The organism is Cyanobium sp. ULC065 (genome assembly GCF_977927515.1).
This window is the reverse complement of sequence record NZ_OZ376393.1, coordinates 3,002,366-3,026,809: the sequence shown is the minus strand read 5'-3', so window position 1 is coordinate 3,026,809 and position 24,444 is coordinate 3,002,366. Positions and strand designations below refer to the sequence as shown.

The following is a 24,444-nucleotide window of genomic DNA, read 5'->3' as shown; positions in this document are numbered from 1 at the left end:
GGATTGGTGCCCACTGGTGTAACAGGCCTCCGGCATGGCACTCCACGGGTTCTGACGGAAGCCAGAAGCCGGTGTCGTCACAAAGCGGATGTCCACCAAACCGGTGCCGCCACAAGGCGACCCTCCCCCACACCAGTGGCGGGTGTCACTCGGCCATTGGCCGCGATGATGCCCCGTCGCCGGCGGGGGCCGGCGCCTCCACCTCCGTCTTGAGGCCCAGACCCATGGCGCGGATGCCACCGGGATCCACCAGAAACCCATAGCGGCGCAAGGCTGGCAAGGCCTCCGGTGGGGCCGCCACCGAGATGCTGCAACCGCTGAGCTCACGGCGCAGGCGGGAGAGGGCGGCATGCACCAGCACGGTCAGCACCGCTTGCTGCTGTTCGTCGCCGGGGGTGGCTGCCAGGTCCCAGAGGTTCGCGTTCAGCGCCTGATCGCTGGTGGCGCGCACGAAGCCCACCAGCTCGCCGGCGGGGTTGCGCACGCTCAGCTGCCAGGCGCTGCGCAGGAGCACCTGCGCCAGCTTGGCCTCACTGCGCTGCGGTTCTCCGCAGGCCATCAGCAGGAGGTTCAGCTCACTGGGGTGGGGGGAGGGCTCACTCTCCAGGACGTACCCATCAGGGAGACGCGGCACGGCCGGTTGGTTGCGAAACGGGATCAAGCAGCGTTCAACCCGTGTTGCGCATGCCGGCGGCGATGCCATTGATCGTGAGCAGGGCGCCGCGCAGCAGCTCACTGCGGCTGTAGGTGCGCCCATCGGTGGCGGCATCGCTGGCCACTTCACTCATCGGCGGCTGGCGGTGCTGGTCGCGCAGACGGCGCAGCAGGGCCACCTGCAGGAAGCCCAGCGGAATGATCGTGCGGTTGCGCAGGTCGACCGAAAGCTGCAGGGCCGGATCACCATCCAGCAGGCGGGTGTGTCCGGAGATCTTCAGCACCAGATCCCGGGTGAGCGTGAACTCGGCGGCGATCACCTCGAAGATGCACTCGAAGGCGTCGCGGTGGCTGGGCCGGCCCAGAGCCTGCACGTAGTGATGGGCCAGATCGAGATCCACCTTGGAGAGGGTCATCTCCACCTTGGAGATCAGCATCCGGAAAAAGGGCCAGCGCTGGTAGAGCAGCTTCAGCAGCTCCAGCTGGTCGGGGTCGTGCTCCAGCTCCTCCTGCAGCGCCGCCCCCACACCGAACCAGCTCGGCAGCAGGAAGCGGCTCTGGGTCCAGCCGAACACCCACGGGATGGCCCGCAGGCTGGACAGGTCCTTGGCGCCGCTCTTGCGGCGGGCCGGCCGGCTGGAGATCTGCAGCTTGCTGATCTCCTCGATCGGGGTGACCTGCTGGAAGAACTCCACGAGGTCGGGGTTTTCGTGCACCAGCTTGCGGTAGTGCTGACGGGAGCGGGCACCGAGGCGGCCCATCAGCTCGTTCCAGGCGGGGGTGTCATCGAGGCTGCTGCTCACCAGGCTGTTTTGCAGCACGGCGGTGGTCATCGTCTCGAGGTTGTAGAGCGCCAGCTCGGGCAGGGAATACTTCGAGGCGAGCACCTCGCCCTGCTCGGTGATCTTGATGCGGCCATTCATAGTGCCGCTCGGCTGGGCCAGGATCGCCTGGTAGGCGGGGCCGCCGCCGCGTCCCACCGAGCCGCCGCGGCCATGGAAGATGCGCAGCGCCACCCCGTGCTGCAGCGCCAGCCGCTGCAGGCCGATCTGGGCCTTGTGGATCTCCCAGTTGCTGGAGAGAAAGCCGGAATCCTTGTTGCTGTCGGAGTAGCCGAGCATCACTTCCTGCAGGGCCCTGTCGGCTTCGCCATTGCTGGCGAGCAGCTGCAGGTAGAAGGGTTCGCTGAACAGCCGCTCCATCACGGCCGGGGCGTGCTGGAGGTCTTCGACCGTTTCGAACAGGGGCACCACCAGCAGCGAGGTGCGCACCGCCTTGGGATCGACCAGCCCGGCCTCCTTGGCGAGCAGCAGCACCTCCAGCAGATCGGAGGCCGTGTGCGACATCGAGATCACGTAGCTGCGGCAGATGCGCGTGCCGAACTCCCGCTGCAGCCGCTCAAGCATGCGGAACACCGCGAAGGTTTCGGCCGTGGCCGGGCTCCAGCCGGCGGCGGCGGGCAGCAGCGGCCGCCGCGTCTGCAGCTCCTGCAGCAACCAGGCGACGCGCTCGTTCTCGGCCATCTCGCCGTAGGGCACCGGCAGCTGGAGGTAGCGGCTCAGTTCGTCGAGGGCATCGCTATGGCGGGTGCTCTCCTGGCGGATGTCGAGGGTGGCGAGGCTGAAGCCGAAGATGTGCACCTGGCTCAGCAGCTTGCGCAGCGGCTCACAGCTCAGCCCGGTGGTTTCGAGGCTGTCGCGCAGGAGCTCCAGATCGGTGCGCAATTCATCCACGGAGGCGTAGTGGAGGTCTTGCGGGGCGCTGGCGATCGGCCCGGTGCCGATGGTGAGAGCCGGCGGGAAGGAGCCGGCATCGCAGGGAGCCTCCCAGCCCGCCTCCGCCAACTGCTGGTTGCGGCGGTGGGTGAGGCGCAACCGCTCCAGGGTGTAGCTCAGCTTCAGCCGGTAGGGTTCCAGCCGGTAGCGGGCAGCCCGTTCGTCGTAGATCTCGGGGAAGCGCAGCCGATCCATCTCCAGGGATTCCAGCAGCGGAGCGCTCACCTGGCTCCACTGCATCGAGATGCTGAGTTGATCGCGCAGGTCCTGGACGGCGCTGATGTAGCGCTCGATCATCAGCTGCCGCTGATAGCAGGCAGTGCGCCAGGTGATGTCCGGCGTGACCGAGGGGTTGCCGTCGCGATCAGCTCCCACCCAGGAGCCGAAGGTGCAGAAGGCGTCGCGGGGGGGCTCCACATCCGGGTAGCTGCAGCCCAGGGCACTGTGGATGCGCTGGCGCAGCAGCGGCATGGCGTCGAACAGCACCTGCTGGAAGTAATGCAGGGCGTAGTCGACTTCGTCGAGCACCGACGGCTTGAACTGGTGCAGCTCATCGGTGCGCCACCACAGCCGGATCTCCTCCTCCAGCTGCAGCCTGAGGCTGCGCTCGTCGTGCAGATCGCTGGGGCTGTTCACCTGCAGCCGGTGGATCAGGCTCGCCACCCGCCGCTGCTTGTGCCGCACGGTGTGGCGCACGATCTCGGTGGGGTGGGCAGTGAACACCAGGCGGATGTCCAGTTCGCGCAGCAGGTTTTCCAGCTGGGCAGGGGGCACGTTCAGCCCCCGCAGGCGGGTGAACAGCTCGCGGAAGGTGGCCGGATCGGTCTGGCTGGCGAGCGGCGGCGCGAACGGATCGGGGATGGGGTTGGTGGTGCCCTCCTGGAGGCTGGCCAGGTAGCTGTCTTCCTCGATGTGCTGCTCGAGGATGTTGACCAGCTGGAAGTAGAGAGAAAAGGCGCGGGCCGCGGCGATCGCCTCCGCCAGGTCCATGTCCCTGATCAGCTGCACGATCGCTGCGCTGGTGGCGCTGGCCGTCAGGGCGTTGGCGGGATCGCTGAGATCCTTCATGCGCAGCAGCCGTTCCGCCTGCTCGGGCGGGCACTCGCTGCGCAGCACGGTTTTCCAGAGGTCTTCCACCAGCTCCAGCCGCTCACCGAGCAGCCGGGTGACCCGCGGGGCAGGCTGCGCCAGGCCGGCCTCCATGACGCCGTCTTCGCGCATGGGTGCAGGGGCGGACAGGGACTGCCGCATGAGGACGGAGCCAGCAGAGGACGCTCCCATGATCATCCCAAAGGGTGCAGGGCTTCTGTGTTGAGCGGTGCCGGATCCCACGTGCGTTCCTGCTCTTCCATCCAGACCACCTCGCGGCTGAGGATCGCCTCGATCGATTCGCCCTGCCGGTGCAGCGCCAGCCAGCGGATCGCCTGGTTGCCGTCCCGCAGCACCGCCTCCAGCGGCAGCAGCCAGGGGGCGAGGCCGCTGCGTTCGGCCAGGGGCCACAGCGCATCGATCTCCCGCCGCAGCCAGGCGCGAGCCGTGATCGTTTCGCCGCTGCGCCAGTCGCGCAACTCACTGTCGAGGCTCCGGCGCGCGGCGGCCTGATCGTTGGCATCGGCCAGCTCCGCCAGGGAGTCAGGGCTGAGACGGCTGGCGAGCAGGGGGTCGTGGGCGTCGGGGTCGTCGAGCAGCTGCCACAGGCGCAGCTCGGCGAAGGCGGTGATCGCCAGCAGCAGCCGGGGATCGCTGATCAGATCACAGATCCGGATCTCCACCCGGTTGAGCCTGTGGGGACGGTCGTCGCCGTTGGGCCGCACGGAGGTCCAGAGGTGGCGGATGTTGCGCATCGTTCCCGCCGCCAGCTGCTCTTCCATCCATCGGATGTAGTGCCCGTGATCGAGAAACAGGGGCACCTGCTCGGGGGTGAGCGGAAACTGCAGCCATCGCTGCGAATGGGCGCCGGTGGCGACGCCATCGAGGAAGGGGCTGCTCGCACTCAGGGCCAGCAGCAGCGCCGCCTCGCAGCGCAGCAGCCGGCAGGCGGCGAACAGGGGATCCATCGCCGTGAGGCCCAGGTTGATGTGCACGCTCGCGGTCACCACCCGGGTGCCGTAGGCCGAGGCGATGAAGCCGTGGTACGGGTTGCTGGGGTCGGAGCGCTCGAAGCGCCGGCTGTCCCCCAGGCTCAAGGTGCTGCCCGGCAGCAGGGTGAGGCCGCGGTCCTGCAGCCAGTGCCGCAGCCGTCGGCGGGGCTCCAGCAGCAGCGCCAGCTGGCGGGCGTAATCGGCGTCCGGTTCGGTGATGTATTCGAGATTGCGGTGATCCGGTTCGGTCACGAAGCCGCTGAGGGCCGCGGCGGCCTCAGCCGCCACCCCCACCACACGGCCGTCGGAGCGGCCGGTGAACAGTTCCACCTCGAACCCCTTGGTCAGCAGGGAGGCGCTCATGGCCGTTCCTCGCCGAGGCAGGCCAGCGCCTTGAGCAGGCCGCGCGCCTTGTTCAAGGTTTCCTCGTACTCACTGGCGGGCTGGGAATCCGCCACCAGGCCGGCTCCCGCCTGCACCTGCACCCGCCAGCCGCCGTCCGGGTGGGGCAGCACCACCATCGTGCGGATCGTGATCGCGGTGTTGAGCGCACCGCTCAGGTCCATGGCGCCGTAGACGCCGGAGTACGGGCCTCGGGCATCGGGTTCAAGGGCATGAATCAGCTGCATCGCCCTGATCTTCGGGGCGCCACTCACGGTGCCGGCGGGGAAGGAGGCCTTGAGCAGGTCCCAGATGTCCTTGCCGGCGGCGAGCACGCCCTCCACCTGGCTGACGATGTGCATCACGTGGGAATAGCGCTCAATCACCATCAGCTCCGTGACCTTGACGCTGCCGGGTGCGCAGACCCGGCCCAGGTCGTTGCGGCCGAGATCCACGAGCATCACATGCTCGGCCCGCTCCTTGGGATCGGCCAGCAGGTCGCGCTCGAGCTGCTGGTCTTCGCTTTCATCGGCGCCGCGGGGGCGCGTGCCGGCGATCGGCCGCAGCGAGGCCTTCACCCCTGCCGCCATCGGCTCGGCCTTCACCATCACCTCGGGGCTCGAGCCGATCAGGTGCCAGCCGCCGAAGTTGAAGAAGGCCATGTAAGGGGAGGGGTTCACCATCCGCAGGCTTCTGTAGATGTCGAACGGATCGCGGTGCATGCGGGTTTCCAGCCGCTGGCTGAGCACCAGCTGGAACACGTCGCCGGCGGCGATGTGCTCGCGGGAGGCCCGCACGGCGGACTCGAAATCCTCCCGGCTGCGGTTGCTGGTGGTGGGGAGCGTCCTGGTGGGCTCCGATTCCCAGCGCAGCGGTAGGACGCTGCTGGGCAGCGGAGCATGCATGCGGGCTTCCAGCGCCGAGATGCGCACCACTGCCGCCGTGTAGGCCTGCTCGGGATCGCCCCCCTGGCTCAGGTCGGCGTAGGCCACAGCCGTGATCTGCCGCTTCACCTGGTCGAACACCAGCAGGCTGTCGGCCAGCATCCAGCAGCCATCGGGCGGGCCATGCGGATCGCAGGGATGCACCGGCACGCTGGGCTCGATCCAGCGAATCAGCTCGTAGCCCCAGAAGCCGAACAGCTGCCCCACCGGCGGCAGGCCGGGGATCGGGCTGGTATGGAGGCCGGCCAGGCCGTCGCGCAACAGCTCGAAGGGGTTGCCTTCCAGCGGCTCGCAGCGCCCATCACGCCAGAGGCGCTCGGCGCTGGCACCACGCACCGTGAGCGTCCAGAGGGGGTCGGTGGCAACGAAGCTCCACCGCCCCACCCGCTCGCCGCCCTCAACCGACTCCAGCAGCACCCCATGGCTGCTTGTGGTGCCCACCTTCAACCAGGTGGTGAGAGGCGTTTCGAGGTCGGCTGGCCAGCGGTCCCACAGGGGGATGAAGGTGCGGCCTGAGCTGGCCTGAGCGAGAAAGGCGTCGCGATCGGGAAAGGGCATCGGGCCTACGGCCGGGCAAAAAAAACGGGGCCACCGGCCCCGCCTTTCTAAGTGTTGTTTGCGCGAGGGATTCAGCGCAGGTCAGAGCTTCAGCTGTCGAAGGTGTTGCGGCCCGAGAACTTGATCGAGGAAGGGTCGGGGTTCTGGCCGATGCGGCGGGCGTTGTGGTTCACCATTGGGCGGCCTTCGTTGACCTTCTCGGGAAACACACCATCTTTCGGGTGCAGATACTCGGTGTCACCGCCAGGGAAGATACGGTAAACCTTGTAATCCTCGATTCTGGGTTTGAACTTGGTGCGCAGCTGCGTACCGAGGGCGAGGCACTGTTCCTTGCGGGCGAAATACATGATGTTCTCCCCTTCGTTCATCTCGGCGGCACCACCTGTGGGCAGCTCGAAGGGCTGGGATTTGGAGCTGGTCCAGGTGATCGCGTACTTCTCCTCAGTTTCAGCCGAGTTGAGCAGACCGCCGGTGCTGCCGATGTACTTGGGAAGTTGACCGCTCAGCGCCGTTGCTGTCATGGCTGTGGGGGGAGGGGAGTCTGCAGGGGTCTGAGGGGTGCTCAGAAGCCGTCCGCCGACCATTTCGGCTGGAAGCTAGCACTGTCATTTCAGCCAGACCGTCTCTCGGCGCCTGGTCTTCACACCCGTCAACAAAGTCAGGCGGGTTCGCGTGGCGGAGGCGCGGTCGCCCCCTGGTTGGCGAGGGGAAAGAACACGGTCAGGCCGCTGCCGGAGCGTTCGGTCAACCGGCCCCCCAGGCTGCGGAAGAGGTCCTGAGTGGCCTGCCGGCTGAGCTGCAGGCTGCCGGTGAGCGGATCCCAGCGCAGCACCGGTCCGACGGTGGCGGTGGATCCCCGCCCCCCGGACTTGTCTCCGTCAGGCTCACGGCCGCCGCCGGCTTCATCGCAGCTCAGCTGCAATTTCAGCCGTGATCCCGCCGGTTGCAGGCGGATCCGCACGGTGGTGCCCCCCGGCAGGCTGCGGCTGAACCGGTCGATCAGGCCGCCCAGCATCGTTTCCAGGCGGCTCGGATCGCTGAGCACCGGCGGCATCGCCTCGGCCACCTCAAGCTGCAGCGTCAGGCCGCGCCGTTCCAGCTGCCGCTGCCAGAGCCCTGCCAGCTGGTGCAGCAGGGCCGCCAGATCGGTGCGGGCGAGCTGTTGCTGCTGCCGCGGCTGACGCTGCAGCTCGGCGGCATGGAAGATCAGACCGAAGCGATCGATCTGTTCGCTGCATTCGCTGTCGATCTGCTGCAGCCGCTGCTCCACCACGGCGGGCAGGTCGCGGCGGCGCAGTAGGGAGCGGATCAGGGTGCGGATCGTGGCCAGGGGCGTGCGCACCTCATGGGTGAGGGCTTCCAGCAGGGCCAGCTCGCTGGAGCGTTCGGCCTGGTGATCGTTGCCGGCTCCCGTGGCCACCAGCGGCTGAAGCGTGACACTCGGCGCCATGGCGGCCAGCTGTTCCCCCAGCCGCGGCCAGAAGCGCAAGGCCATGCCCTCGTCGCTGCGCAGCTGGCCCAGCCGCTGCAGAGCGCTGCGCAATTGCAGACCCGCCTGCGGAGCCGTGTCCTGAAGCCGCTGGTCCACCAGTTGCAGGGCGGCCGAGAGGGTGGCGGGATCGAAGCGCAGCACAAAGCGGCGGCGCGGGGGCTCCCCCTCCAGGGCCATGGCCACCTGCAGGTCGGGGGTGATCAGCAACAACAGCGGATCGGTGCCGTCGTCGTCCCGCAAGATCAGGCGTTCGAAGGCGGCGGCCTTCCCTTCCGCCGCCGGCGGGACGGCGCCGCGCGGATCCGGAAGCAGTGCAACCGGCGGCTGCAGCAACGACCCCACCGCCGCCGGGGTCCACACCCATCCCTGCAGCTGTCGCAGGAACGCTGGCTCGTAGAGAGCCGGCAGGGGCGAGGCCAGCCAGACGCCGCGAAGCGGCTGGAGCGCGGGCAGGAAGTCGTTCTGCAAGGTGGCCAGGGCCGCCCACCATTGCCGGCGCATGCCGTCCTCGTCGGCGCGCCCGGGCGGCACCCCTTCGGCCAGCCTCTGCCTGATCTGCGCCAGGCTCGGGGAGGTCACCAGTGGCTCTGCTGGTGGCGGCTGTGGCGGTTCACCGAGGCGCAAAGCCCCAGCGCCAGGAAGTTCACCAGCAGGGAGGAACGCCCGTAGCTCATCCAAGGAAGGGGGATGCCGGTGACCGGCCCCAGCCCGATGGTCATGTTGATGTTCACCACCACCTGGAACAGAACCATGGCGCCCACGCCGATCACCACCAACGACTCGAAATCGGTGCGGGCCTTGCCGGCGATCTGCAGCAGGCGCCACATCAGCACACCGAAGCCGAGCAGCAGCAGCATCGCACCCACGAAACCGAGCTCCTCGCCGAGGGCGCTGAAGATGAAATCCGTGTGCTGCTCGGGGATGAAACGCAGTTTGGTCAGCTGACCGTGCATCAGGCCGGTGCCCCAGAGCCCGCCGGAGCCGATGCCGATCTTGCTCTGAAGCAGGTGGTACCCCCCACCGAGGGGATCCTTGGATGGATCGAGAAACAGCACCAGCCGGTCGCGTTGGTAGGCCTTCAGCCCATGCATCCAGAGGTAAGGGGTGATGGCCGCAAACAGCCCCTGCACCGCCAGGGTGATCGCCACGCCGGTCCAGCGCCACGGCAGCGAGCGATAGGCGATCAGGCCCATGAGCGGCAGCCAGATCACAAGCGCCGGTGGGAGTGTGCCCGCCAGAATCGCTGCCACCAGCGGTGACAGCAGCAGCACCACCCAGCCCAGCGGCATGCCGGCCCAGAACATCATCACCAGCAGAACGGCGGCGAACACCAAAGAGGTGCCCAGGTTGGGTTCCAGGAACACCAGGGTCCAGGGAATCAGGAACACCCCGGTGGGCCTGATCAGATCCACCGGTCGCTCGATCGGGTAGCGCGACAGCACACCGGCGAGCAGCAGGATCGCGCCGAGCTTGGCGAACTCCGAAGGCTGCACGTGAAAGCCGCCGATGTTGATCCAGCGCTGCGCCCCGAGGGCGTAGGTGCCTATCAATCGCACGCTGATGAGGCTCACCACGGTGAGGCCGTAGATGGGCAGCAGCAGCGCCCTGAGCCGCTCCAGCGGCACCCGAGACAGCAGGGCCGCCAGCACCAGGCCCACCCCTCCGGTGATCCAGTGCTGATACCAGTCGGCGAATTCGGCCTGGCGCTGGGTGCTGGCGATCAGGATGCCGGCCAGGAAGGTCATGGCCAGGGGGATGCCCCACAGCACCAGATCGATCTCGTGAAACGGCGATCGCCGTTGGGGCCGCCGCGCCGAGAACATGCTCTGCCGCCCTTTGGGCAAGCCCATCACGCTCAGGCCGGGGTCAGGCTCGGGCTGGAGAGGCTGTGCGCCAGGGCGCGGAAGGCCTGGCCCATGGCGGAATCCGGCCGGGCCACCACCACCGGCAACCCCTGATCACCGGCCTCCATCACGCTCATCTCCAGGGGAAGTTCCGCCAGCAGGGGCACCTCGGCTTCGGCGGCCAGGGCGGCGCCGCCACCGCTGCCGAAGATCGCGTAGCGGGCCTCCGGCCTGTCGGGAGGAATGAACACACTCATGTTCTCCACCACGCCCAGCACCTTCACCCCCATCTGCAGGAACATCGCCAGGCCGCGGCGCGCATCCTGCAGCGACACCTTCTGGGGTGTGGTGACGATCACCACGCCGGCCATGGGCACGGCCTGGGCGAGGGTGAGCTGGGCGTCGCCGGTGCCGGGTGGCAGGTCGACCACCAGCACGTCGCGTTCGCCCCAGTTCACCTGATACAGAAACTGGCGGATGATGCCGTTGAGCATCGGTCCACGCCACACCACCGGCTGGTTCTCCTGGATCAGCAAGCCCATCGACACCAGGCCGATGCCGCAGGTGTCGATGGGTGTGAGCACCTGCTGGTCGCCGCTGCCGCTCACCTCAGGGGTGCGGTCGGCCACGCCCAGCATGGTGGGGGCATTGGGGCCGTAGATGTCGGCGTCCAGCAGGCCCACCTTCAGGCCGCTGGCGGCCAGGGCGCAGGCCAGGTTGACGGCCACCGTGCTCTTGCCGACACCGCCCTTGCCGCTGCTGACGGCGATCACCCGCTTCACCCCGGGGATGCCCTGGCGCTCGGGCAGCTGCCCCGGGGCCGCCGAGGCGCCATGGCCATGGCCGTGCCCCGCGCTGGAGGCGGGCTGGGCCAGCTCGATCTGGACGTCGTCGATGCCATCAAGCGCCAGCAGGGCTGCCCTCGCTGCGCTGGCGATCTGCTCCCGCTGGCTGGTGGCGTAGCCGGGAAGGGCGAGTCGGAACAGGGCGCGGTTGTCCTGGGTGCGCACCTGGCTGATCCAGGCCAGTTCCAGCAGGCTGCGGCCGGTGCCCGCGTCGCAGAGGGCCTGAAGGGCTTCGCGTGCCTGATCGGCGGTGGCCATCCGGCTGACTGGGCAAAGAGGGTGATCTTAGGCGCCGCTCCCATGACAGACCCTCTCGAAGGCTTGTCTGGCGGGGCGACAGGCTGGAATGGTGTTCAGGTATCGGGCGCCGTTTGCGGCGAAGGGATTGGTGGCGGAGCAGGGAGTGGCCAGGCAGGGCGGGCCGGAGCCGGTGGGAACCCAGTCCCCCGGCCCAGCGGGCACAGCGACGGCCCCCGGGCCAGAGGGCACGGCGACGGCACCCCCCGCGGATTCACGCCAGCGCGCCAGACAGTTGCTGATGGGCCTGCAGGACAGAATCTGCGCGGGACTGCAAGCCCTGGACGGCGAGGGAACCTTCAAGGAGGAAAGCTGGGAGCGCCCCGAAGGCGGGGGAGGTCGCTCGCGGGTGATGCGCGAGGGCCGTGTGTTCGAGCAGGGCGGTGTGAACTTCTCCGAGGTGGAGGGTGACAACCTTCCCCCGTCAATCCTCAACCAGCGGCCCGAGGCCAAGGGGCAGCACTGGTTTGCCACCGGCACCTCAATGGTGCTCCACCCCCGCAACCCCTACGTTCCCACCGTCCACCTCAACTACCGCTATTTCGAGGCCGGCCCTGTGTGGTGGTTCGGCGGCGGCGCCGACCTCACCCCCTACTACCCGTTCCTGGAGGACGCGCGCCATTTCCACGGCACGCTCAAGGCCGCTTGCGACAGCGTCGACCCGGCCTATTACACGGTGTTCAAACCGTGGTGCGACGAATACTTCCACCTGAAGCACCGAGGCGAGACCCGCGGCATCGGCGGCATCTTCTACGACTACCAGGATCCGGGCGGCATCCTCTACAAGGGGCAGGATCCAGCCGGCCCTGCCGCTGCCGTCAGCAAGGCCCTGGGGCCCTGCAGCCACGGCTGGGAGCAGCTGTTCCGCCTGGCCGGAGCCTGCGGCAATGCCTTCCTGCCCAGCTTCATCCCGATCGTGGAGAAGCGCAATGGCCTTCCCTACGGCGAGCGAGAGCGGCAGTTCCAGCTCTACCGGCGCGGGCGCTACGTGGAGTTCAACCTGGTGTTCGACCGCGGCACGATCTTCGGCCTGCAAACCAACGGCCGCACCGAGTCGATCCTGATGTCGCTGCCGCCGCTGGTGCGCTGGGAATACGGGTATGTGCCGGAGCCCGGCAGCCGCGAAGCGCTGCTCACCGAGCTGTTCACCCGCCCGCAGGAGTGGCTCAGCGATCCATCGCTGGAGGAACGCTGCCGACCCCGACAGGCTGTGGACTGAGCGGAGCCGTCCCGGGCCCGCCAGGACTGGGCGTGAGACCCGCCTCGATGGCCTGCACCACCCGGGCGGCGATGGCCTCCAGAGTGGCCTGGCGCCGGTAGGGGTCGCGCAGCGCGGCTTCCAGGGGCCCTTCCAGCTTGCCGATCTCAAGGATGGCGATGCCGCGCCGGGGCGCCCCCAGCCCCTGGCGGAAGCGGGCCGGAAACCCGCCGAAGGCACCGGCCAGTGCTTCGTCGAGGCGGCTGAGTGGCTGCTGCAACGGCGGGATCAGGCCGGAGCCGAATCCATCGGGGCCGTAGGCATCGAAGTGGATCTCGACCGCATAGCCGCCGCGGCGCACGTGCTCGCGGCCCACACTCCAGTTGGTGCGGGGATCGTCGCCGTTGACGATCGTGCGGAGCGGGGGGTCGTAGAAGCCGATCGCCAGACCACGCTGCTGGCCGAGCCGTGCCACCTCCTGGGCTACCGCCAGGTTCCAGAAGAGCTCGTCGCGGATCTCCGCCTGCATCGGGGCCGCCCCGAACAGGGCCACGGCCTCACCCGGTGTGCCGGCGCCGGCGATGCCCTGGGAGTCGGCGTGGCCCGCCAGCACCAGGACCGGCGTGCCGGGGGCGAGCGTGCGGGTGCCCACCCAGTCTTTGCTGAGCCGGGTGCGGGGACCGGTGAGAGGATCATGGCCGGCCAGGGCCGCCGGCACCGGCAGCGTGGTGGTGATCACCAGCGCCAGCAGGCCGAACCGGGGCAGCAGCGATCCGGGCCAGCGCGTCGGGGCTAGGCAGTGCATGGGGATCAGATCGGGGAGCTGAGCAGGGCACCGTCGCTGGCCAGCTGCAGGCGGGGGCCCATCTCCAGTTCCAGGGCGATCAGTTCATCGCGGTGGGCCCGCAGCTGCAGGCTGCTGCCGGAGGCCTCATCGCCGCTGATCAGACGCAACTCGACCTGCTCCTGCCGGTTGGCCCGCCGCCGGTAGACCACCCCCGCCAGTGGGCCTGCCGCCACCAGCAGCAGTGGCCAGCCGCCCAGCACCGGCAACAGCTGACGCAGCACCAGGCCGAGGCAGGCCCCCCCCACCGCCGCCAGCAGGGACAGCAGCAGCGCCAGATTGGTGCTGGCGGCCACGGTGCCCTGGAAGCGAAGCACCCGCCGCTCGGCATCGCCGCTGTCGGTGCGCCAGCCGCGCTGCAGCAACCACTGGCTCAGGCCCTCCAGCACCTCCACCGGCGGGCGGGGCGAGTGCACCTCCACCACCGTGGTGCGGTCCTTGCTGGCGGCCCGCAGGAAGAACACCAGCCCGATCGCCAGCAGAACGGTGAGCAGCAGGGTGGAGCCCAGGGCAGGGGGCATGGGGAGCGGGCCGTGTGTGGCGGCCATTCTCTCCCAGTCCCCCGGCGGGCGACGATGACGACCGTCGCTTCGCCTTCGATGGGTTCCTCCGCCTCCGCACCCGCCCGCTTCGCCGTCTTCGATGGCGACCTCGACGAGGAATGGCTGGGGCTGTATGCCGCCGCGCCCGCTCTGGCGGTGGATACCGAAGCCATGGGGCTGGTGCACGGCCGTGACCGCCTCTGTCTGGTACAGATCGCCGACGACGAGGACAACGTCTGCTGCATCCGTATCGCCCGCGGCCAGAAGGCGGCGCCGCGTCTGCAGCAGCTGATGGAAAGCCCCACGATCGAGAAGGTGTTCCATTTCGCCCGCTTCGATGTGGCGGCCCTGGGGGAAGGGCTCGGCATCGCTGTGGCGCCGCTGTTCTGCACCAAGGTGGCCAGCCGCCTGGCCCGCACCTACAGCTCCCGCCATGGCCTCAAGGAGGTGGTGCAGGAGCTGGTGGGTGTGGAGCTCGACAAGCAGGCCCAGAGCAGCGACTGGGGACGGGTGGAGGAGCTCGATGAGGCCCAGCTGGCCTATGCGGCCAACGATGCCCGCTACCTGCTGCCCGCCTACCGCCGCCTGAGCGCGATCCTGGAGCGCGAAGAGCGCCTCGAGCTGGCGCAGCGTTGCTTTGCCTGCATCCCGGTGTTCGCCGACCTCGACCGCAGCCGCTTCGGCTCCGTGTTCGAGCATTCGGCCCAGGGTCGCTGAGGGTTCGCACGCCCAGGGCCGATGAAGGGCTGCCCGCACAAAGCCGTTGAGGCGCCCCACGACCAAGGTCGCTGAAGCCCTATCCGCCCAGCGCCGGTGACGTTCAGTCCTCGTCGAGGAAATTGGATTCCGAAGGCTTGGCCACCAGCAGCTCATCCAGCAGCCGGCCCTGGCTGAGGGCATCGGCACGCGCCGCCTCGATCAGTCGCTTGGCGATCACCACTCTGCCGGCGGCATCACGCACCTCCTCCCGTGCCGCCTGCAGATCCACCCGCCGCCGGGCGGAGGAGATGCTGATGCCCAGCAGGGTGGCCAGGTTGCCGGTGGCCACCGCATAGGCCCGATTGGGCGGAACTGGCATCAGGGGGGTGCGTAGGGAGTTGACCCCATCCTCGCCTCAGCCCCGGCCCCCTGCCAGCAGCTGGCGTTCGAGCAGGGCCGCCAGTCGCTCGCTGCCGCCGGCGCTGCCCATGCGGCGCCGGCCGATCTGGCCCAGCCGGCGCATGCCGACTGGATCCTGCAGCAGCTCCCTCAGGCGACGGGTCAATGCGCCGGGGCTGGCGCACACCTGCACCGCTCCCCCCAGCAGCCGGCTCTGCCGGCGCGCGAAGGCCCGCTTGAACTGCGGGCCAGGACCCGGCAATGACAGGGCTGGCAGGCCGAGCCCCACAAATTGTTCGGTGGCCGTGCCCGCCGTGGCCAGGCCAAGCTCTCCCCACCCCGCCCAGCGTGGAAAGCAACCCCGGCCCAGCAGCAGCACCATCGCGCCCCGCCGCCAGGCCTGATCGGCGCCGCTGCCGCCGGGCACGGCTACAGGCTGGAAGCCATGCGCCCGCAGCGCTGGCCCGAGCTGCTCCGGCGCCGGGGTGGCACCGATCGGGCAGAACACCAGCGTGTCGTGCTCTGCAGCCAGCCCCTGAAGGGCAGAAAGCAGCCGCTCGAAGTTGCGGATCGCTTCCGGCAGACGGCTGCCGCACAGCAGCACCAGCCGCCGGCTGGAGGCCAGAGCCGCCGGCAGGGCCGTGGGTGCCAGCCCATCCATCATCGGGTTGCCCGGAGCCAGGGCCGGCACCCCATGGCGGCGCAGCCCCCGGGCGGTGAGCCCATCACGGACCGCCACCAGCCGGCAGCGCCGCGAGCCCATCAGCGCCCACTCCCAGGGATCCCACTCGCTGCCTTTGCAGCGGTGATAGCCATCGGCCAGGCCGTTGTGGCCCGGGCCGCTGCGCCAGGTGTAGTCGCTCTTGGGGGTGCCGATGAAGGCGAACGGTGCCCCGCTGCTCCAGGCCAGGGCCAGGGGGAGCAGGTCTCCCACAGCGAGCAGGGGCTGGTGGGTGCGCCCCCAGCGGCGCACCGTCTGAAGGTGGCCCCAGCTGAGCTGGGGCAGGCCGGCGACGAGGTCCTGAACCAGCCCGGACAGACTCTGGTTGCTGAAGCCGCCGCTGGGCAGCCGTTGGCGGGGGCCGATGCGCTGCAGGGCGCCGGCGGCTTCGGCCGCGGCAAAGCACTGCCCTTCTCCCACCAGGGGCAGAACGCACACGCCCAGGCCCGGCTGCCGCTGCTGCAGGGCCTCGATCACCTTGAGCGCGATCAGATCCTCCCCATGCCCGTTGCTCAGGACCAGCAGACGGGAGGGCATGCCGTGGCTGATACGATCCGGTCCAGGGAGTTTGCTCCCCCATGCGGCGGCATGGCCAAGTGGTAAGGCAGAGGATTGCAAATCCTTTACCCCCAGTTCGAATCTGGGTGCCGCCTCTTTATTCAGTCAACCGTTAGCTCCTCGCCCCGCCATGAGGCGTGGGTGCCCGGGGATTCGGCAGGGTGCAGGTCACTGGTGCGGTAGCAGCGTCGTCAGAAGCTGGCCTGCGCTTGCCAGCGCTCTCCGCTGAAGGATGTGCCTTCGCAGCTCAGTTGCAGTTGCTCCACCTTGCAGCGGCCCCGCACCGGCCAGGCCTTCGGCAAGCTGGTCGCCAGCCCACGGCCGTCGAAGCCGCTTTCGCTGATGCTGCCGATCTCCGTTTCGATCGGCCCCTGCAGGCGGCAACGGCCCTGACGGCATTGCAGCGGCTGGCTGCCCGGCGTCAACACCCCCGCAAACGTGAGCTGGTGGCTCACTGCCTCCGCTTCCGGCAGGAAGAAGCGGATGCTGAGCGACCCACGGGCGCGTTGTTCCAGCTGGATCGACGTGCAGGCCACTGCCGGCGCCTCCGCCAGGTTGGCGCGGCAGGTGTCGGGTGCTTTGCGCAGCCGGCCGAAATCGTCGCCCGGCTCAGCGGCTCGGACGACCGAAGGGAAGGAACCGCCCAGCGGGGCGGCGGCGAGTAACGCCAAGGAGAGACGGGCCGCCCATCGGCCCGCCACGTTCAACGGAGTTTGCACGGCTCAGGGGCGGGATGAACCCCATTGTCTGTGCTGATCCGGGGGAGCGGCCGGAGCAGAAGCGCCGGCCAACGCGTGGATCAGTAGCCGGAATCGGCCACGCAGGACCCCTGGCAGGCGATCCCGTTGCTGGCGGTGCGCCCGCAGTGCTGGCACAGCACCGGTTCGGCAGGGGTGGAATCAGCCACGGCCACGGGAGGCTCGGGGCTGGGCTCGGGCAACCGGCCGCCTGGCTGCATGACGCACTACAGCAACGAACCACGATCATGGCCACCAGCCCGTGGAGAACGTGGAGCCATGCAGGAGCGGAGTTCCTTCCTCGAGCCTGCTGCACCGGCAGCGGCGGTCCCAGCCATCGGCGTGGGCACCTGGGCCTGGGGCAACCAGTTTCTGTGGGGCTACCAGCCCGAGCGGCACGACGCCGAGCTGGAGGCCACGTTTCAGCGGGCGGTGGCCCAGGGCTTCCGGTTCTTCGACACCGCCGACTCCTATGGCACCGGCCGGTTCACGGGCCGCAGCGAAACCCTGCTCGGCCGCTTCGCTGCGGCCCTGCCACCTGGCGAGCGGGAGGCGTTGTGCCTGGCCACCAAACTGGCCCCCTTCCCCTGGCGGCTGGGCCGCGGCGGTTTCGGGCGTGCCTTCGATGCATCAAGCGAGCGCCTGCGAGGCAAGCTCGACCGGGTGCAACTGCACTGGAGCACCGCCCGCTACGCGCCCTGGCAGGAGGGGCCCCTGCTCGATGGACTGGCGGATCGGGTGTTGGCCGGCGCTGCCACCAGCCTTGGGGTGTCGAACATGGGCCCGCAGCGCCTGCGCCGCGTGCACCGGCACCTGGCCGAGCGGGGGGTGCGGCTGGCGAGCCTGCAGGTGCAGATCTCGCTGCTGGCACCTGAGGCCCTGGCGCCGGGGGGCGTGGCGGACTGTTGCCGCGAGCTCGGCGTCGAGCTGATCGCCTACAGCCCACTCGCCCTGGGGCTGCTCAGCGATCGCCACCGGGCTGGCGAGAGCTGGCCGGCCGGCCCGAGGGGTGTGCTGTACCGCCGCTTATGGCCACGGATCACCACGTTGCTCGAGGCGATGCGGGCGGTGGCCCATGCCCGTGGGGCCCAGGTGGCAGAAGTGGCGCTGAACTGGTGCCGCGCCCACGGAGCCATGCCGATCCCCGGCCTGCGCACGCCGGCGCAGGTGGATGGCGCGGCAGCGGCGCTGGCCTGGCAGCTCACAACTGCTGAACGCCGCGAGCTCGATCGGCTGGCACTGGCCCTGCCGGGGCGCATGCCCGCCAATCCCTTTCAGAGTGCCTGAACCCAAGCGCTCCAGAACGGCGGGCGATGGATGAACAGGCCCCCTGGGGGCTTACGCCGGTGAGGCATCGGGTGTGAGCACCACCGGCATGGCGGCAGGCCGGGTGACGCGCACCAGCACCGGGGCGGAGCGTTCCTCCGATTCGTCCTCGTCGGCGATGTCGTCCGCTTCAGCCAGAGCGGAGCCGTCGTCGCCGCCGCAGGCGGCCATCGCCTCCTGCAGGAGGGAATCGAAGGTTGAACCTGGCAGCCGATGGCGAGCCATCTCCAGGAAGGTACGGGCCAGGGATTCGCCCACGGCGGCGCGCAGGGCGGGGTTGTTGCGGCGCTGTTCGAGCTCTTCGGTAAGGGCCTGAATGAAGCGCTCGGTCACATCCCGTTTGGTGCCGGCCCGGATCACGGTTTCCTGCTCCAGCGGGCTGAGCGAGGCCTGCAGTTCAAGTTCCTTCAGGCGGTTGTTGAGACTCTCGAGGATGTCGCGGGCTTCCTTGAGCACGTGGCCCAGCTGGCCATCCGAGAGGCGCGGTAGATCCGCCACATACACCTTGCCGTAGTCCCTCAGGGTGAGAAAGGTGGGGCGGATCGGGGGTCGGGAGAAGCTTTCGCCGTGGCGACGAGGCGGCACGGGAGCCAGAGGAGGAGCGGAGCTGCGGCGACGGGTGATGCGACCGGGGTTGGGAATCATGGACAAAGAGAGTTATCGACGAAGACGTGGCTCCTGCTGGCTCCAGAAGGCCTGGGGAGCATGTGAAGCGAATCGTGTCACCTGCTCGACGACCGATCGCGGATAAGCCGAATCCAATTTGTCATTTCTGGCAGGCGGTGTCAGTACGGCAACCCCCCAAGTGGACGGTTGCTTGCAGAGCCCTCTGCCACTACTCCCAATGGCCAGGCCGCCTGGCCGATGGCGGCGCACACGGCAAGCGCATCAGGCAGGGCCGCTGGCGGTACCACCAGCACGAATCCCACCCCCAGGTTGAAGGTGTTCCAGAGGTCTTCTTCCGGGATGCTGCCCTGTTCCTGCAACCAGCAGAACAGCGCAGGCCGCTCCCAGCTGGCGGGATCGATCACTGCGTGCAGGTGTGCCGGCAGGGCGCGTGGCAGGTTTTCAGGCAGTCCGCCGCCGGTGATGTGGGCCATTGCCCGGAGCGGTACCCCGGCACTCAGCAGGGCCTTCACTGCGGCGGGATACAGCTGGGTGGGCGTCAGCAGGGCCTCGATCACCGGCGCGCCGCTGCCGGGCAGCCGCGTTTCACTGCTGGCCCCTGCCGCCTCCAATACCCGTCGCACCAGGCTGAAACCGTTGCTGTGGACGCCACTGCTGCCCAGGGCGATGAGGCGATCACCAGCGCTGACCTGCCGCCCATCGATGAGTGCGTCCTCTTCCACGACCGCCACGCAGAACCCCGCCAGGTCGTAGCGACCGCTGGGGTAGAAGCCGGGCATCTCGGCGGTTTCCCCACCCAGCAGGGCACAGCCGCTCTGACGGCAACCGTCGGCGATGCCTTCCACCACGGCCGCCATGGCCTCAGGACTCAGCTTGCCGGTGGCGATGTAGTCGAGAAAGAACAGAGGCTCGGCGCCGCTGGTGACCACGTCGTTCACGCACATGGCCACCAGGTCGATGCCCACGTCGTGGTGACGGCCATGGGCCTGCGCCAGTTCCAGCTTGGTGCCCACGCCATCGGTGCCGGAGACGAGAAGCGGCTTCTTCAGCCCGGCCGGCAGCCGGCACAGCCCTCCAAAGCCGCCGAGGTTCCCCACTACCTCAGGCCGGCGGGTCGAATCCACGCTGCTGCGGATGCGCTCAACGAAGGCGCGACCGGCGACCACATCCACCCCTGCACTGCGGTAGTCCATGGCTCAGGTCCTTCAGGGCGGGCGATCTCCGCTCCGATCCTCCGATGCAGCGGGACAGATTGCGCTGAATGCGGTGCCGCTCGCGACCGGCGGGCGCCATTTCCGGTAGACGCTGGGTCGATTGGCACAGGAAACCATCAGCGGCGCTGATCGGGGTGATCGGGTTCGCTGATCATTGCCTGGGTGGTGGTGGTCAGGAAGTGCAGACAGTGACAGGGATGTCGGCTTTGATGATTGTTCCTGATCATTTTCTTCGGCGTATTCCTGGCCGAACTGCACTGAAAAGACAGCCTAACTTTGCCGGGCCGTTACTTCTGCCCAGGAATTCCCCTCGTCTGCTCGATGCTCCAGGTCGTTACCTGGCGCGGAGAGCCAAAGAAATTTCCCAATTCTCATTGGCGATTTCTTTCACCCAGGGGCGTTCCGAGCGTTATGCAACCTTCCTTTTCCCTTGGCGCCATCGCCTTTCTGCTCTCCGGCAGCAGCCTCGCCGTACCGGCTCTGGCTGATTCGACCCTTTCCCACAAGTCCCCCCTGCTGGCTTCGGCCCAGGTGAGCCAGCCCACGGTCCAGCTCGAAACCAGCACTGACGTGGCCATCCGGGAAGTGCAGAGCGAAGTCGCTCCCGAACCCGAAGTGCGCCCGGTTGTTCCCGCCCCTGTCGCCCCAGCTCCCCGCGCCCCGCGCGTCGTCAACGTGAGCAGCGGCAAAGCCAGCTGGTACGGCCCCGGCTTCTTCGGCAATCGCACCGCCAACGGCGAGGTGTTCCGCCCCGGCACCATGACGGCCGCCCATCGCACCCTCCCCTTCGGCACCAAGGTGCGGGTCACCAACCTCAACAACGGCCGCACGGCCGTGGTGCGCATCAATGACCGTGGCCCCTTCACCGGCGGCCGCGTCATTGACCTCGCCCACGGAGCCGCCCAGCACCTGGGCCTCGTGGCCAGCGGCCTCGCCCCGGTCCGCCTGGAAGTCCTGCGGTAGGTCTTCCTCTTCAACACCCCTTCAGAGGGGTGCATAGGCCCCATCCGAGAATCCCTCGGTTGGGGCCTTTCGCTTGTGGAGCCGGTGCGCCTGCTGAGAACTCGCCGGGAGCTGCAGCATTGGTGCGGCACCCCCTCCACCCGGAACGTGCCCCTCCACTTCGTGCCCACCATGGGGGCGCTTCACCCCGGCCATCTCTGCCTGATCGGGCGGGCCGGCCAGCCGGTGACCGCGCCGGATGGCCGCCGCCACCAGCCACGCGTGCTGGTGAGCCTGTTCGTCAACCCGCTCCAGTTCGGCCCGGGCGAGGACTTCCAGTCGTACCCCCGCACATTGGAGGCCGATCGTGCTTTGGCTGAGGCGGCCGGAGCAACGGCGTTGTTCGTGCCCACGGCCGAAGAGCTCTTCCCCGGTGGTGACGCAGGCCTCACCCGCGTGTGCCCGCCGCCGGCCTTGCTTGCCGGCCTCTGCGCCCGGCACCGCCCGGGCCACTTCGAAGGGGTGGCCACGGTGGTCTGCCGTTTGCTGGGTCTCATCCGCCCTGAGCAGCTCTGGCTCGGCGAAAAAGACTGGCAACAGCTGGTGGTGCTGCGTCGGGTGGTGGCCGATCTCGGGCTGCCGCTGCAGGTCCGCGGCTGTCCCACCTGGCGTGAAGCCGATGGCGTGGCCGGCAGCTCCCGCAACCGTTATCTCTCCCCTTCCCAACGCCTGCAGGCTGCGGGCCTGCCCCGGGCGCTGGAAGTCGGCCGGGCTCTGGTGGCCGCAGGCGAACGCAGCGCCGCCGTGGTGCAGCAGGCGGTGTGCCAAGGTCTCGAGGCTGCCGCCCTTGCGGTGGAGTACGCCGAGCTGGTGGTCCCCCAGACCCTGGCGCCGGTGACCCAGCTCCGCGCCATGGCTCTGCTCGCCGTGGCCGTCCGTTGCGGGCCCAGCCGCCTGATCGATCACACCGTTCTGATGACCCGTCTCCCGATCGTCGCCATCGACGGCCCCGCTGGCGCCGGCAAGAGCACAGTGACCCGCGCCTTCGCCCGGCGGCTGGGGCTGATCTATCTCGACACCGGCGCCATGTACCGCGCCGTCACCTGGTGGGTGCAGCGCCAGGGGGCCGATCCTGCCGATGCCGCGGCTGTGGCTCCCCTGCTCGAGGCCCTGGAGCTTCGCCTCGACAACGGCCCCGGCGGCGAACCGTGCGTCACCATCAACGGCACCGATATCACCACGGCGATCCGCAGTCCGGATGTCACCGCTCAGGTGTCCGTGGTGGCGGCCCATGCCTGTGTGCGTGAGGCGCTCACTCGTCAGCAGCAGGGCATGGGGGAGCGCGGCGGCCTGGTGGCCGAAGGCCGCGACATCGGCACAGCTGTATTCCCGGACGCCGAGCTGAAGGTGTTCCTCACGGCCACCGTGGCGGAGCGGGCGCGTCGCCGGGCGCTCGATCTGGCGGAGCGGGGCTTCGCTGTACCAGCAGGCGCGGAGCTGGAGGCGCAGATCGCCGAACGCGACCGGCTCGATTCGACCCGGGCTGTTGCGCCCCTGCTCCAGGCCGAGGATGCGGTGGAGGTGATCACCGATGGTATGGCGATCGAAGCGGTGATCGAACGGCTGACCGAACTGTTTCGCGAGCGGGTGCCGGAAGAGGCATGGCCGGATCCGGCCTAAGCCGCGCTGGCTCCGTTTCCAGCTCCATCGCCTGGGTCGTGTCCACCGGCGGCGGCGCCTCCACTGGCAGAGCCACCCTCGCCGCCACTGGCGTCGAGGTGTGCCAACAGTCCGGCGCAGGCGTCATCCAGAAGGTCGAGCACCTGCTCGAATCCCTGACTCCCGCCGTAATAGGGATCGGGCACGTGGCTGGCGCTGTGGCGGCGGCAGTAGGTGGTGAGTGGGGTGACCGTGGCTCTGTGGTTCCCGTCGCCGGCCAGGGCACGCACGGCGGCCAGGTTGTCCTCATCCATCGTGAGGATGTGGTCGAACCGGTCCAGATCGCCCCGTTCGAGCTGGCGGGCCCGGCTGGTGAGCAGGATGCCGCGCCGCTCGGCAGCGGCGCGCATGCGCGCATCGGCGGGATGGCCCACATGCCAACCGCCCGTGCCGGCGGAATCCACAGCAAAGGCGTGCGAGAGCCCGGCCTGCTCCAGTTGGCTGAGGAACACCCCTTCTGCCGCCGGGGAGCGGCAGATGTTGCCGAGGCAGACAAACAGGACACGGGTGGGAGCCATCGCCATCAGCCAGACAGATTGTCGAGCGCCAGCCTGGCGCGCAGACGCACCACCAAGGTGTCTTCCGAAGCCGGCGCGGCCAGTCCCTCCAGCTGCGCCAGCCCGCGCACGCGCTGTTCAGCCGCAAGAGGATGGGGCAGCAGTTGCTCCAGGCTCACCACGACGGCATAGCGCACCACCCATTCCGGATCGGCCGCTCCAGCCAGCAGCCCCGTGAGACAGCGCTGCCAGATGGCGCTGCGCTCCTCCTGCGGCAGGCTCTCCAACCGCAGCTGGCCGAGCCCGCGGGCCGCCGCGCGCCGCACGCTCGGCCCGATGTCTTCAGCAAGGGCCTCCTCCAGCACCGCCAGGCCGCGGGGATCACCGATGCCGGAGAGGGCGCGCACGGCCCAGGCCCTGGCGCCGTAGTTGTAGCCGTCGATGTTGGTCAGCAGGGGCTCCACGGCAGCGGTGCCGAGGGCGACCAATCCCTCCACCGCCGCCACCGCTGCCCCGGGATTGTTGAAGCCCAGCACTTCCACCAGATGGACAGCAGCCTCTGGATGGCAGGCCGTCGCCAGGGCGCGGGTGGCCTGCAGCAGCCCGACGGGGCTGTCGGCCTCCTTGAGGTTGCGAATCAGAACGCTCGGATCAGCAGATGACATGGTCAGAGCAGGTCGTCCATCACTGCCAGCACAGCGGTGGTGGCGGGATCGGACACGGCGGGCGGCTGCAGGTTTTCCGCCAGCCCGCGCAAAGCGATCAGCTTGAGGCTGTTTTCGGCCAGGGTGCGGCGAATCGGCTCCAGCGCAGGCCGCCAGCCGGCAGCTCCCAGATCCATCAAGGCGGCGCGCCGCACCTGGAGTTGGGGATGATCAAGCAGTTCCACCAGCTGCTCGCCCCAGCGATGGTCGCCAGTGAGCTGCAGCAGGGCGCGGCAGGCGGCGCTGCGGATCAACGGCCGCTCATGCGCCACGAACGGCTCGATCACCGCCAGCACGGTGGGCGTGGCCTGCCCAAGCGACCCAAGGGCTTCCAGCAGCGCTTCGCAGGGTTCCTGCAGCCGACTGCTGGCCGGCTGCACGGCCCCGGCCACGGCGGGACCGCTGGCGAGCCGTCGGCAGAGAGTCTCCACCGCGGCGGTGGCTCCCAGCTCACCGAGGGCCCGGGCTGCGGCTTCGCGCAGCCCGTCGTCCTCATCGTCGAGCGCTTCGATCAGGTCGGTGACGGCGTCGGCAGAGCCGAGCTTGCCCAGGGCGCGGGCGGCGTTGCGGGCGACGGCATTGTGCTCCACCCCGGCGTCCAGCTGGCGGGGCTGGCGCTGCCTCAGGGCCACGCACAACAGGGGCACGGCGTCGGGGTGGCGGCTGCGCATGCGACCCAGCCACCAGGCGGCGTAATACTGCAACGACTGGTCTTCGCTCTGGCGGAGCCGCCGCAGGGCCTCCGCTTCCGAAATCGGTGCGCCACCGCCTGTGGCGGCAGGGTCTGAGAGGGGTGTGTCGATGGTGGATCCGGCGACATCCATGGCCGCTGTGTGTCGGGTTCGC

General features: G+C 69.1%; 22 protein-coding genes, 1 tRNA gene and 2 pseudogenes. 6 read left to right on the top strand and 19 right to left on the bottom strand.

Going from position 1 to position 24,444, the window contains the following annotated elements:
- Positions 1 to 145: 145 nt before the first annotated feature.
- From ACXMDP_RS15135 to ACXMDP_RS15100, 8 genes are all read right to left on the bottom strand, one after another.
- Positions 146 to 703: an N-acetyltransferase gene (locus tag ACXMDP_RS15135; RefSeq protein ID WP_399233338.1), complete on the bottom strand. Its 558-nt coding sequence runs from the start codon at positions 701 to 703 to the stop codon at positions 146 to 148.
- Positions 669 to 3,716 carry a phosphoenolpyruvate carboxylase gene (gene ppc, locus ACXMDP_RS15130; protein ID WP_399233341.1) on the bottom strand — a complete coding sequence of 1,016 codons (3,048 nt, stop codon included), beginning with the start codon at positions 3,714 to 3,716 and terminating at the stop codon, positions 669 to 671. Before ppc ends, ACXMDP_RS15135 begins: the two co-directional genes overlap by 35 nt.
- A complete protein-coding gene (gene gshA / locus ACXMDP_RS15125; protein WP_259730045.1) occupies positions 3,713 to 4,873 on the bottom strand; it encodes a glutamate--cysteine ligase in 1,161 nt (386 codons plus the stop codon). The genes ppc and gshA overlap by 4 nt, the downstream gene beginning before the upstream one ends.
- On the bottom strand, positions 4,870 to 6,393 hold the full coding sequence (locus ACXMDP_RS15120) for an anthranilate synthase component I family protein (RefSeq protein WP_259730046.1): 1,524 nt from the start codon (positions 6,391 to 6,393) through the stop codon (positions 4,870 to 4,872). The genes gshA and ACXMDP_RS15120 overlap by 4 nt, the downstream gene beginning before the upstream one ends.
- Positions 6,394 to 6,482: 89 nt before the next feature.
- On the bottom strand, positions 6,483 to 6,914 hold the full coding sequence (psaD, locus tag ACXMDP_RS15115) for a photosystem I reaction center subunit II PsaD (RefSeq protein WP_094514174.1): 432 nt from the start codon (positions 6,912 to 6,914) through the stop codon (positions 6,483 to 6,485).
- Positions 6,915 to 7,051: 137 nt separating this feature from the next.
- The gene (locus ACXMDP_RS15110) at positions 7,052 to 8,464 is read right to left on the bottom strand and encodes a sensor histidine kinase (protein ID WP_399233346.1); all 1,413 of its coding nucleotides are present in this window, start codon (positions 8,462 to 8,464) and stop codon (positions 7,052 to 7,054) included.
- Entirely contained in the window at positions 8,461 to 9,735 is a 1,275-nt protein-coding gene (rodA, locus tag ACXMDP_RS15105; protein ID WP_399233349.1) for a rod shape-determining protein RodA, read from the bottom strand. Before rodA ends, ACXMDP_RS15110 begins: the two co-directional genes overlap by 4 nt.
- Positions 9,736 to 9,740: 5 nt before the next feature.
- The gene (locus ACXMDP_RS15100; RefSeq protein ID WP_259730047.1) at positions 9,741 to 10,832 is read right to left on the bottom strand and encodes an Mrp/NBP35 family ATP-binding protein; all 1,092 of its coding nucleotides are present in this window, start codon (positions 10,830 to 10,832) and stop codon (positions 9,741 to 9,743) included.
- A gap of 241 nt (positions 10,833 to 11,073) precedes the next feature.
- On the opposite strand from ACXMDP_RS15100, the pseudogene hemF reads away from it, so the two are divergent.
- Positions 11,074 to 12,090: pseudogene (gene hemF, locus ACXMDP_RS15095) on the top strand (oxygen-dependent coproporphyrinogen oxidase); the annotation flags it as partial.
- Here the strand turns inward: hemF and ACXMDP_RS15090 are convergent.
- Positions 12,038 to 12,874: a dehydrogenase gene (locus ACXMDP_RS15090; protein WP_259730048.1), complete on the bottom strand. Its 837-nt coding sequence runs from the start codon at positions 12,872 to 12,874 to the stop codon at positions 12,038 to 12,040. The pseudogene hemF and the gene ACXMDP_RS15090 overlap by 53 nt on opposite strands.
- 5 nt (positions 12,875 to 12,879) lie before the next feature.
- Positions 12,880 to 13,434, bottom strand: coding sequence for a cofactor assembly of complex C subunit B (locus ACXMDP_RS15085; RefSeq protein WP_094514160.1), 555 nt, complete (start codon positions 13,432 to 13,434; stop codon positions 12,880 to 12,882).
- Positions 13,435 to 13,512: 78 nt separating this feature from the next.
- On the opposite strand from ACXMDP_RS15085, the gene ACXMDP_RS15080 reads away from it, so the two are divergent.
- Positions 13,513 to 14,172, top strand: a complete 660-nt coding sequence (locus ACXMDP_RS15080) for a ribonuclease D (RefSeq protein WP_094514157.1) — start codon at positions 13,513 to 13,515, stop codon at positions 14,170 to 14,172.
- A gap of 103 nt (positions 14,173 to 14,275) precedes the next feature.
- Here the strand turns inward: ACXMDP_RS15080 and ACXMDP_RS15075 are convergent, their stop codons facing one another.
- Complete coding sequence (locus tag ACXMDP_RS15075; RefSeq protein ID WP_259730050.1) at positions 14,276 to 14,533, bottom strand: hypothetical protein; 258 nt, start codon at positions 14,531 to 14,533, stop codon at positions 14,276 to 14,278.
- A 36-nt stretch (positions 14,534 to 14,569) separates the two neighbouring features.
- Complete coding sequence (locus ACXMDP_RS15070; RefSeq protein ID WP_259730051.1) at positions 14,570 to 15,811, bottom strand: lipid-A-disaccharide synthase-related protein; 1,242 nt, start codon at positions 15,809 to 15,811, stop codon at positions 14,570 to 14,572.
- A gap of 45 nt (positions 15,812 to 15,856) precedes the next feature.
- On the opposite strand from ACXMDP_RS15070, the gene ACXMDP_RS15065 reads away from it, so the two are divergent.
- Positions 15,857 to 15,927: transfer RNA gene (locus ACXMDP_RS15065), tRNA-Cys, on the top strand.
- A gap of 96 nt (positions 15,928 to 16,023) precedes the next feature.
- Here the strand turns inward: ACXMDP_RS15065 and ACXMDP_RS15060 are convergent.
- Positions 16,024 to 16,503, bottom strand: coding sequence for a hypothetical protein (locus ACXMDP_RS15060; RefSeq protein ID WP_255101379.1), 480 nt, complete (start codon positions 16,501 to 16,503; stop codon positions 16,024 to 16,026).
- Between the two features lie 128 nt (positions 16,504 to 16,631).
- Positions 16,632 to 16,772, bottom strand: a complete 141-nt coding sequence (locus ACXMDP_RS15055) for a hypothetical protein (protein WP_255101380.1) — start codon at positions 16,770 to 16,772, stop codon at positions 16,632 to 16,634.
- Positions 16,773 to 16,848: 76 nt separating this feature from the next.
- Between ACXMDP_RS15055 and ACXMDP_RS15050 the strand changes: the two genes are divergently transcribed.
- Positions 16,849 to 17,856: an aldo/keto reductase gene (locus ACXMDP_RS15050; protein ID WP_259730052.1), complete on the top strand. Its 1,008-nt coding sequence runs from the start codon at positions 16,849 to 16,851 to the stop codon at positions 17,854 to 17,856.
- 51 nt (positions 17,857 to 17,907) lie between these two features.
- On the opposite strand, the gene ACXMDP_RS15045 is transcribed toward ACXMDP_RS15050, so the two are convergent.
- Both ACXMDP_RS15045 and purM read right to left on the bottom strand, forming a co-directional pair.
- Positions 17,908 to 18,540 (bottom strand): hypothetical protein, encoded by a 633-nt coding sequence (locus ACXMDP_RS15045; protein ID WP_094514137.1) that lies wholly within the window; start codon positions 18,538 to 18,540, stop codon positions 17,908 to 17,910.
- Between the two features lie 140 nt (positions 18,541 to 18,680).
- Positions 18,681 to 19,715, bottom strand: a complete 1,035-nt coding sequence (gene purM / locus ACXMDP_RS15040; protein WP_259730053.1) for a phosphoribosylformylglycinamidine cyclo-ligase — start codon at positions 19,713 to 19,715, stop codon at positions 18,681 to 18,683.
- Between the two features lie 432 nt (positions 19,716 to 20,147).
- Between purM and ACXMDP_RS15035 the strand changes: the two genes are divergently transcribed.
- Both ACXMDP_RS15035 and ACXMDP_RS15030 read left to right on the top strand, forming a co-directional pair.
- Positions 20,148 to 20,699 (top strand): septal ring lytic transglycosylase RlpA family protein, encoded by a 552-nt coding sequence (locus ACXMDP_RS15035; protein WP_094514131.1) that lies wholly within the window; start codon positions 20,148 to 20,150, stop codon positions 20,697 to 20,699.
- Between the two features lie 111 nt (positions 20,700 to 20,810).
- Positions 20,811 to 22,358, top strand: coding sequence for a bifunctional pantoate--beta-alanine ligase/(d)CMP kinase (locus tag ACXMDP_RS15030; protein ID WP_457767237.1), 1,548 nt, complete (start codon positions 20,811 to 20,813; stop codon positions 22,356 to 22,358).
- A 95-nt stretch (positions 22,359 to 22,453) separates the two neighbouring features.
- Here the strand turns inward: ACXMDP_RS15030 and ACXMDP_RS15025 are convergent.
- The 3 genes and pseudogenes from ACXMDP_RS15025 to ACXMDP_RS15015 all read right to left on the bottom strand — a co-directional run.
- Positions 22,454 to 22,915 (bottom strand): annotated as a pseudogene (locus ACXMDP_RS15025) (low molecular weight protein-tyrosine-phosphatase); the annotation flags it as partial.
- 5 nt (positions 22,916 to 22,920) lie between these two features.
- Complete coding sequence (locus tag ACXMDP_RS15020) at positions 22,921 to 23,559, bottom strand: HEAT repeat domain-containing protein (protein ID WP_094514128.1); 639 nt, start codon at positions 23,557 to 23,559, stop codon at positions 22,921 to 22,923.
- A 2-nt stretch (positions 23,560 to 23,561) separates the two neighbouring features.
- Positions 23,562 to 24,422, bottom strand: a complete 861-nt coding sequence (locus tag ACXMDP_RS15015) for a HEAT repeat domain-containing protein (RefSeq protein ID WP_259730055.1) — start codon at positions 24,420 to 24,422, stop codon at positions 23,562 to 23,564.
- Between the last annotated feature and the right edge of the window lie 22 nt (positions 24,423 to 24,444).

What these genes read in the sequence shown, in the direction of transcription:
- ACXMDP_RS15035 (WP_094514131.1), top strand. Translation starts at nt 20,148, where the DNA reads ATGCAACCTTCCTTTTCCCTTGGCGCCATCGCCTTTCTGCTCTCCGGC.
- purM (WP_259730053.1), bottom strand. Translation starts at nt 19,715, where the DNA reads ATGGACTACCGCAGTGCAGGGGTGGATGTGGTCGCCGGTCGCGCCTTC.
- ACXMDP_RS15020 (WP_094514128.1), bottom strand. Translation starts at nt 23,559, where the DNA reads ATGTCATCTGCTGATCCGAGCGTTCTGATTCGCAACCTCAAGGAGGCC.
- ACXMDP_RS15070 (WP_259730051.1), bottom strand. Translation starts at nt 15,811, where the DNA reads ATGCCCTCCCGTCTGCTGGTCCTGAGCAACGGGCATGGGGAGGATCTG.
- rodA (WP_399233349.1), bottom strand. Translation starts at nt 9,735, where the DNA reads ATGGGCTTGCCCAAAGGGCGGCAGAGCATGTTCTCGGCGCGGCGGCCC.
- ACXMDP_RS15100 (WP_259730047.1), bottom strand. Translation starts at nt 10,832, where the DNA reads ATGGCCACCGCCGATCAGGCACGCGAAGCCCTTCAGGCCCTCTGCGAC.
- ACXMDP_RS15050 (WP_259730052.1), top strand. Translation starts at nt 16,849, where the DNA reads ATGCAGGAGCGGAGTTCCTTCCTCGAGCCTGCTGCACCGGCAGCGGCG.
- psaD (WP_094514174.1), bottom strand. Translation starts at nt 6,914, where the DNA reads ATGACAGCAACGGCGCTGAGCGGTCAACTTCCCAAGTACATCGGCAGC.
- ACXMDP_RS15090 (WP_259730048.1), bottom strand. Translation starts at nt 12,874, where the DNA reads ATGCACTGCCTAGCCCCGACGCGCTGGCCCGGATCGCTGCTGCCCCGG.
- ppc (WP_399233341.1), bottom strand. Translation starts at nt 3,716, where the DNA reads ATGATCATGGGAGCGTCCTCTGCTGGCTCCGTCCTCATGCGGCAGTCC.
- ACXMDP_RS15075 (WP_259730050.1), bottom strand. Translation starts at nt 14,533, where the DNA reads ATGCCAGTTCCGCCCAATCGGGCCTATGCGGTGGCCACCGGCAACCTG.
- ACXMDP_RS15045 (WP_094514137.1), bottom strand. Translation starts at nt 18,540, where the DNA reads ATGATTCCCAACCCCGGTCGCATCACCCGTCGCCGCAGCTCCGCTCCT.
- ACXMDP_RS15135 (WP_399233338.1), bottom strand. Translation starts at nt 703, where the DNA reads ATGGCATCGCCGCCGGCATGCGCAACACGGGTTGAACGCTGCTTGATC.
- ACXMDP_RS15120 (WP_259730046.1), bottom strand. Translation starts at nt 6,393, where the DNA reads ATGCCCTTTCCCGATCGCGACGCCTTTCTCGCTCAGGCCAGCTCAGGC.
- ACXMDP_RS15015 (WP_259730055.1), bottom strand. Translation starts at nt 24,422, where the DNA reads ATGGATGTCGCCGGATCCACCATCGACACACCCCTCTCAGACCCTGCC.
- ACXMDP_RS15080 (WP_094514157.1), top strand. Translation starts at nt 13,513, where the DNA reads ATGGGTTCCTCCGCCTCCGCACCCGCCCGCTTCGCCGTCTTCGATGGC.
- gshA (WP_259730045.1), bottom strand. Translation starts at nt 4,873, where the DNA reads ATGAGCGCCTCCCTGCTGACCAAGGGGTTCGAGGTGGAACTGTTCACC.
- ACXMDP_RS15085 (WP_094514160.1), bottom strand. Translation starts at nt 13,434, where the DNA reads ATGCCCCCTGCCCTGGGCTCCACCCTGCTGCTCACCGTTCTGCTGGCG.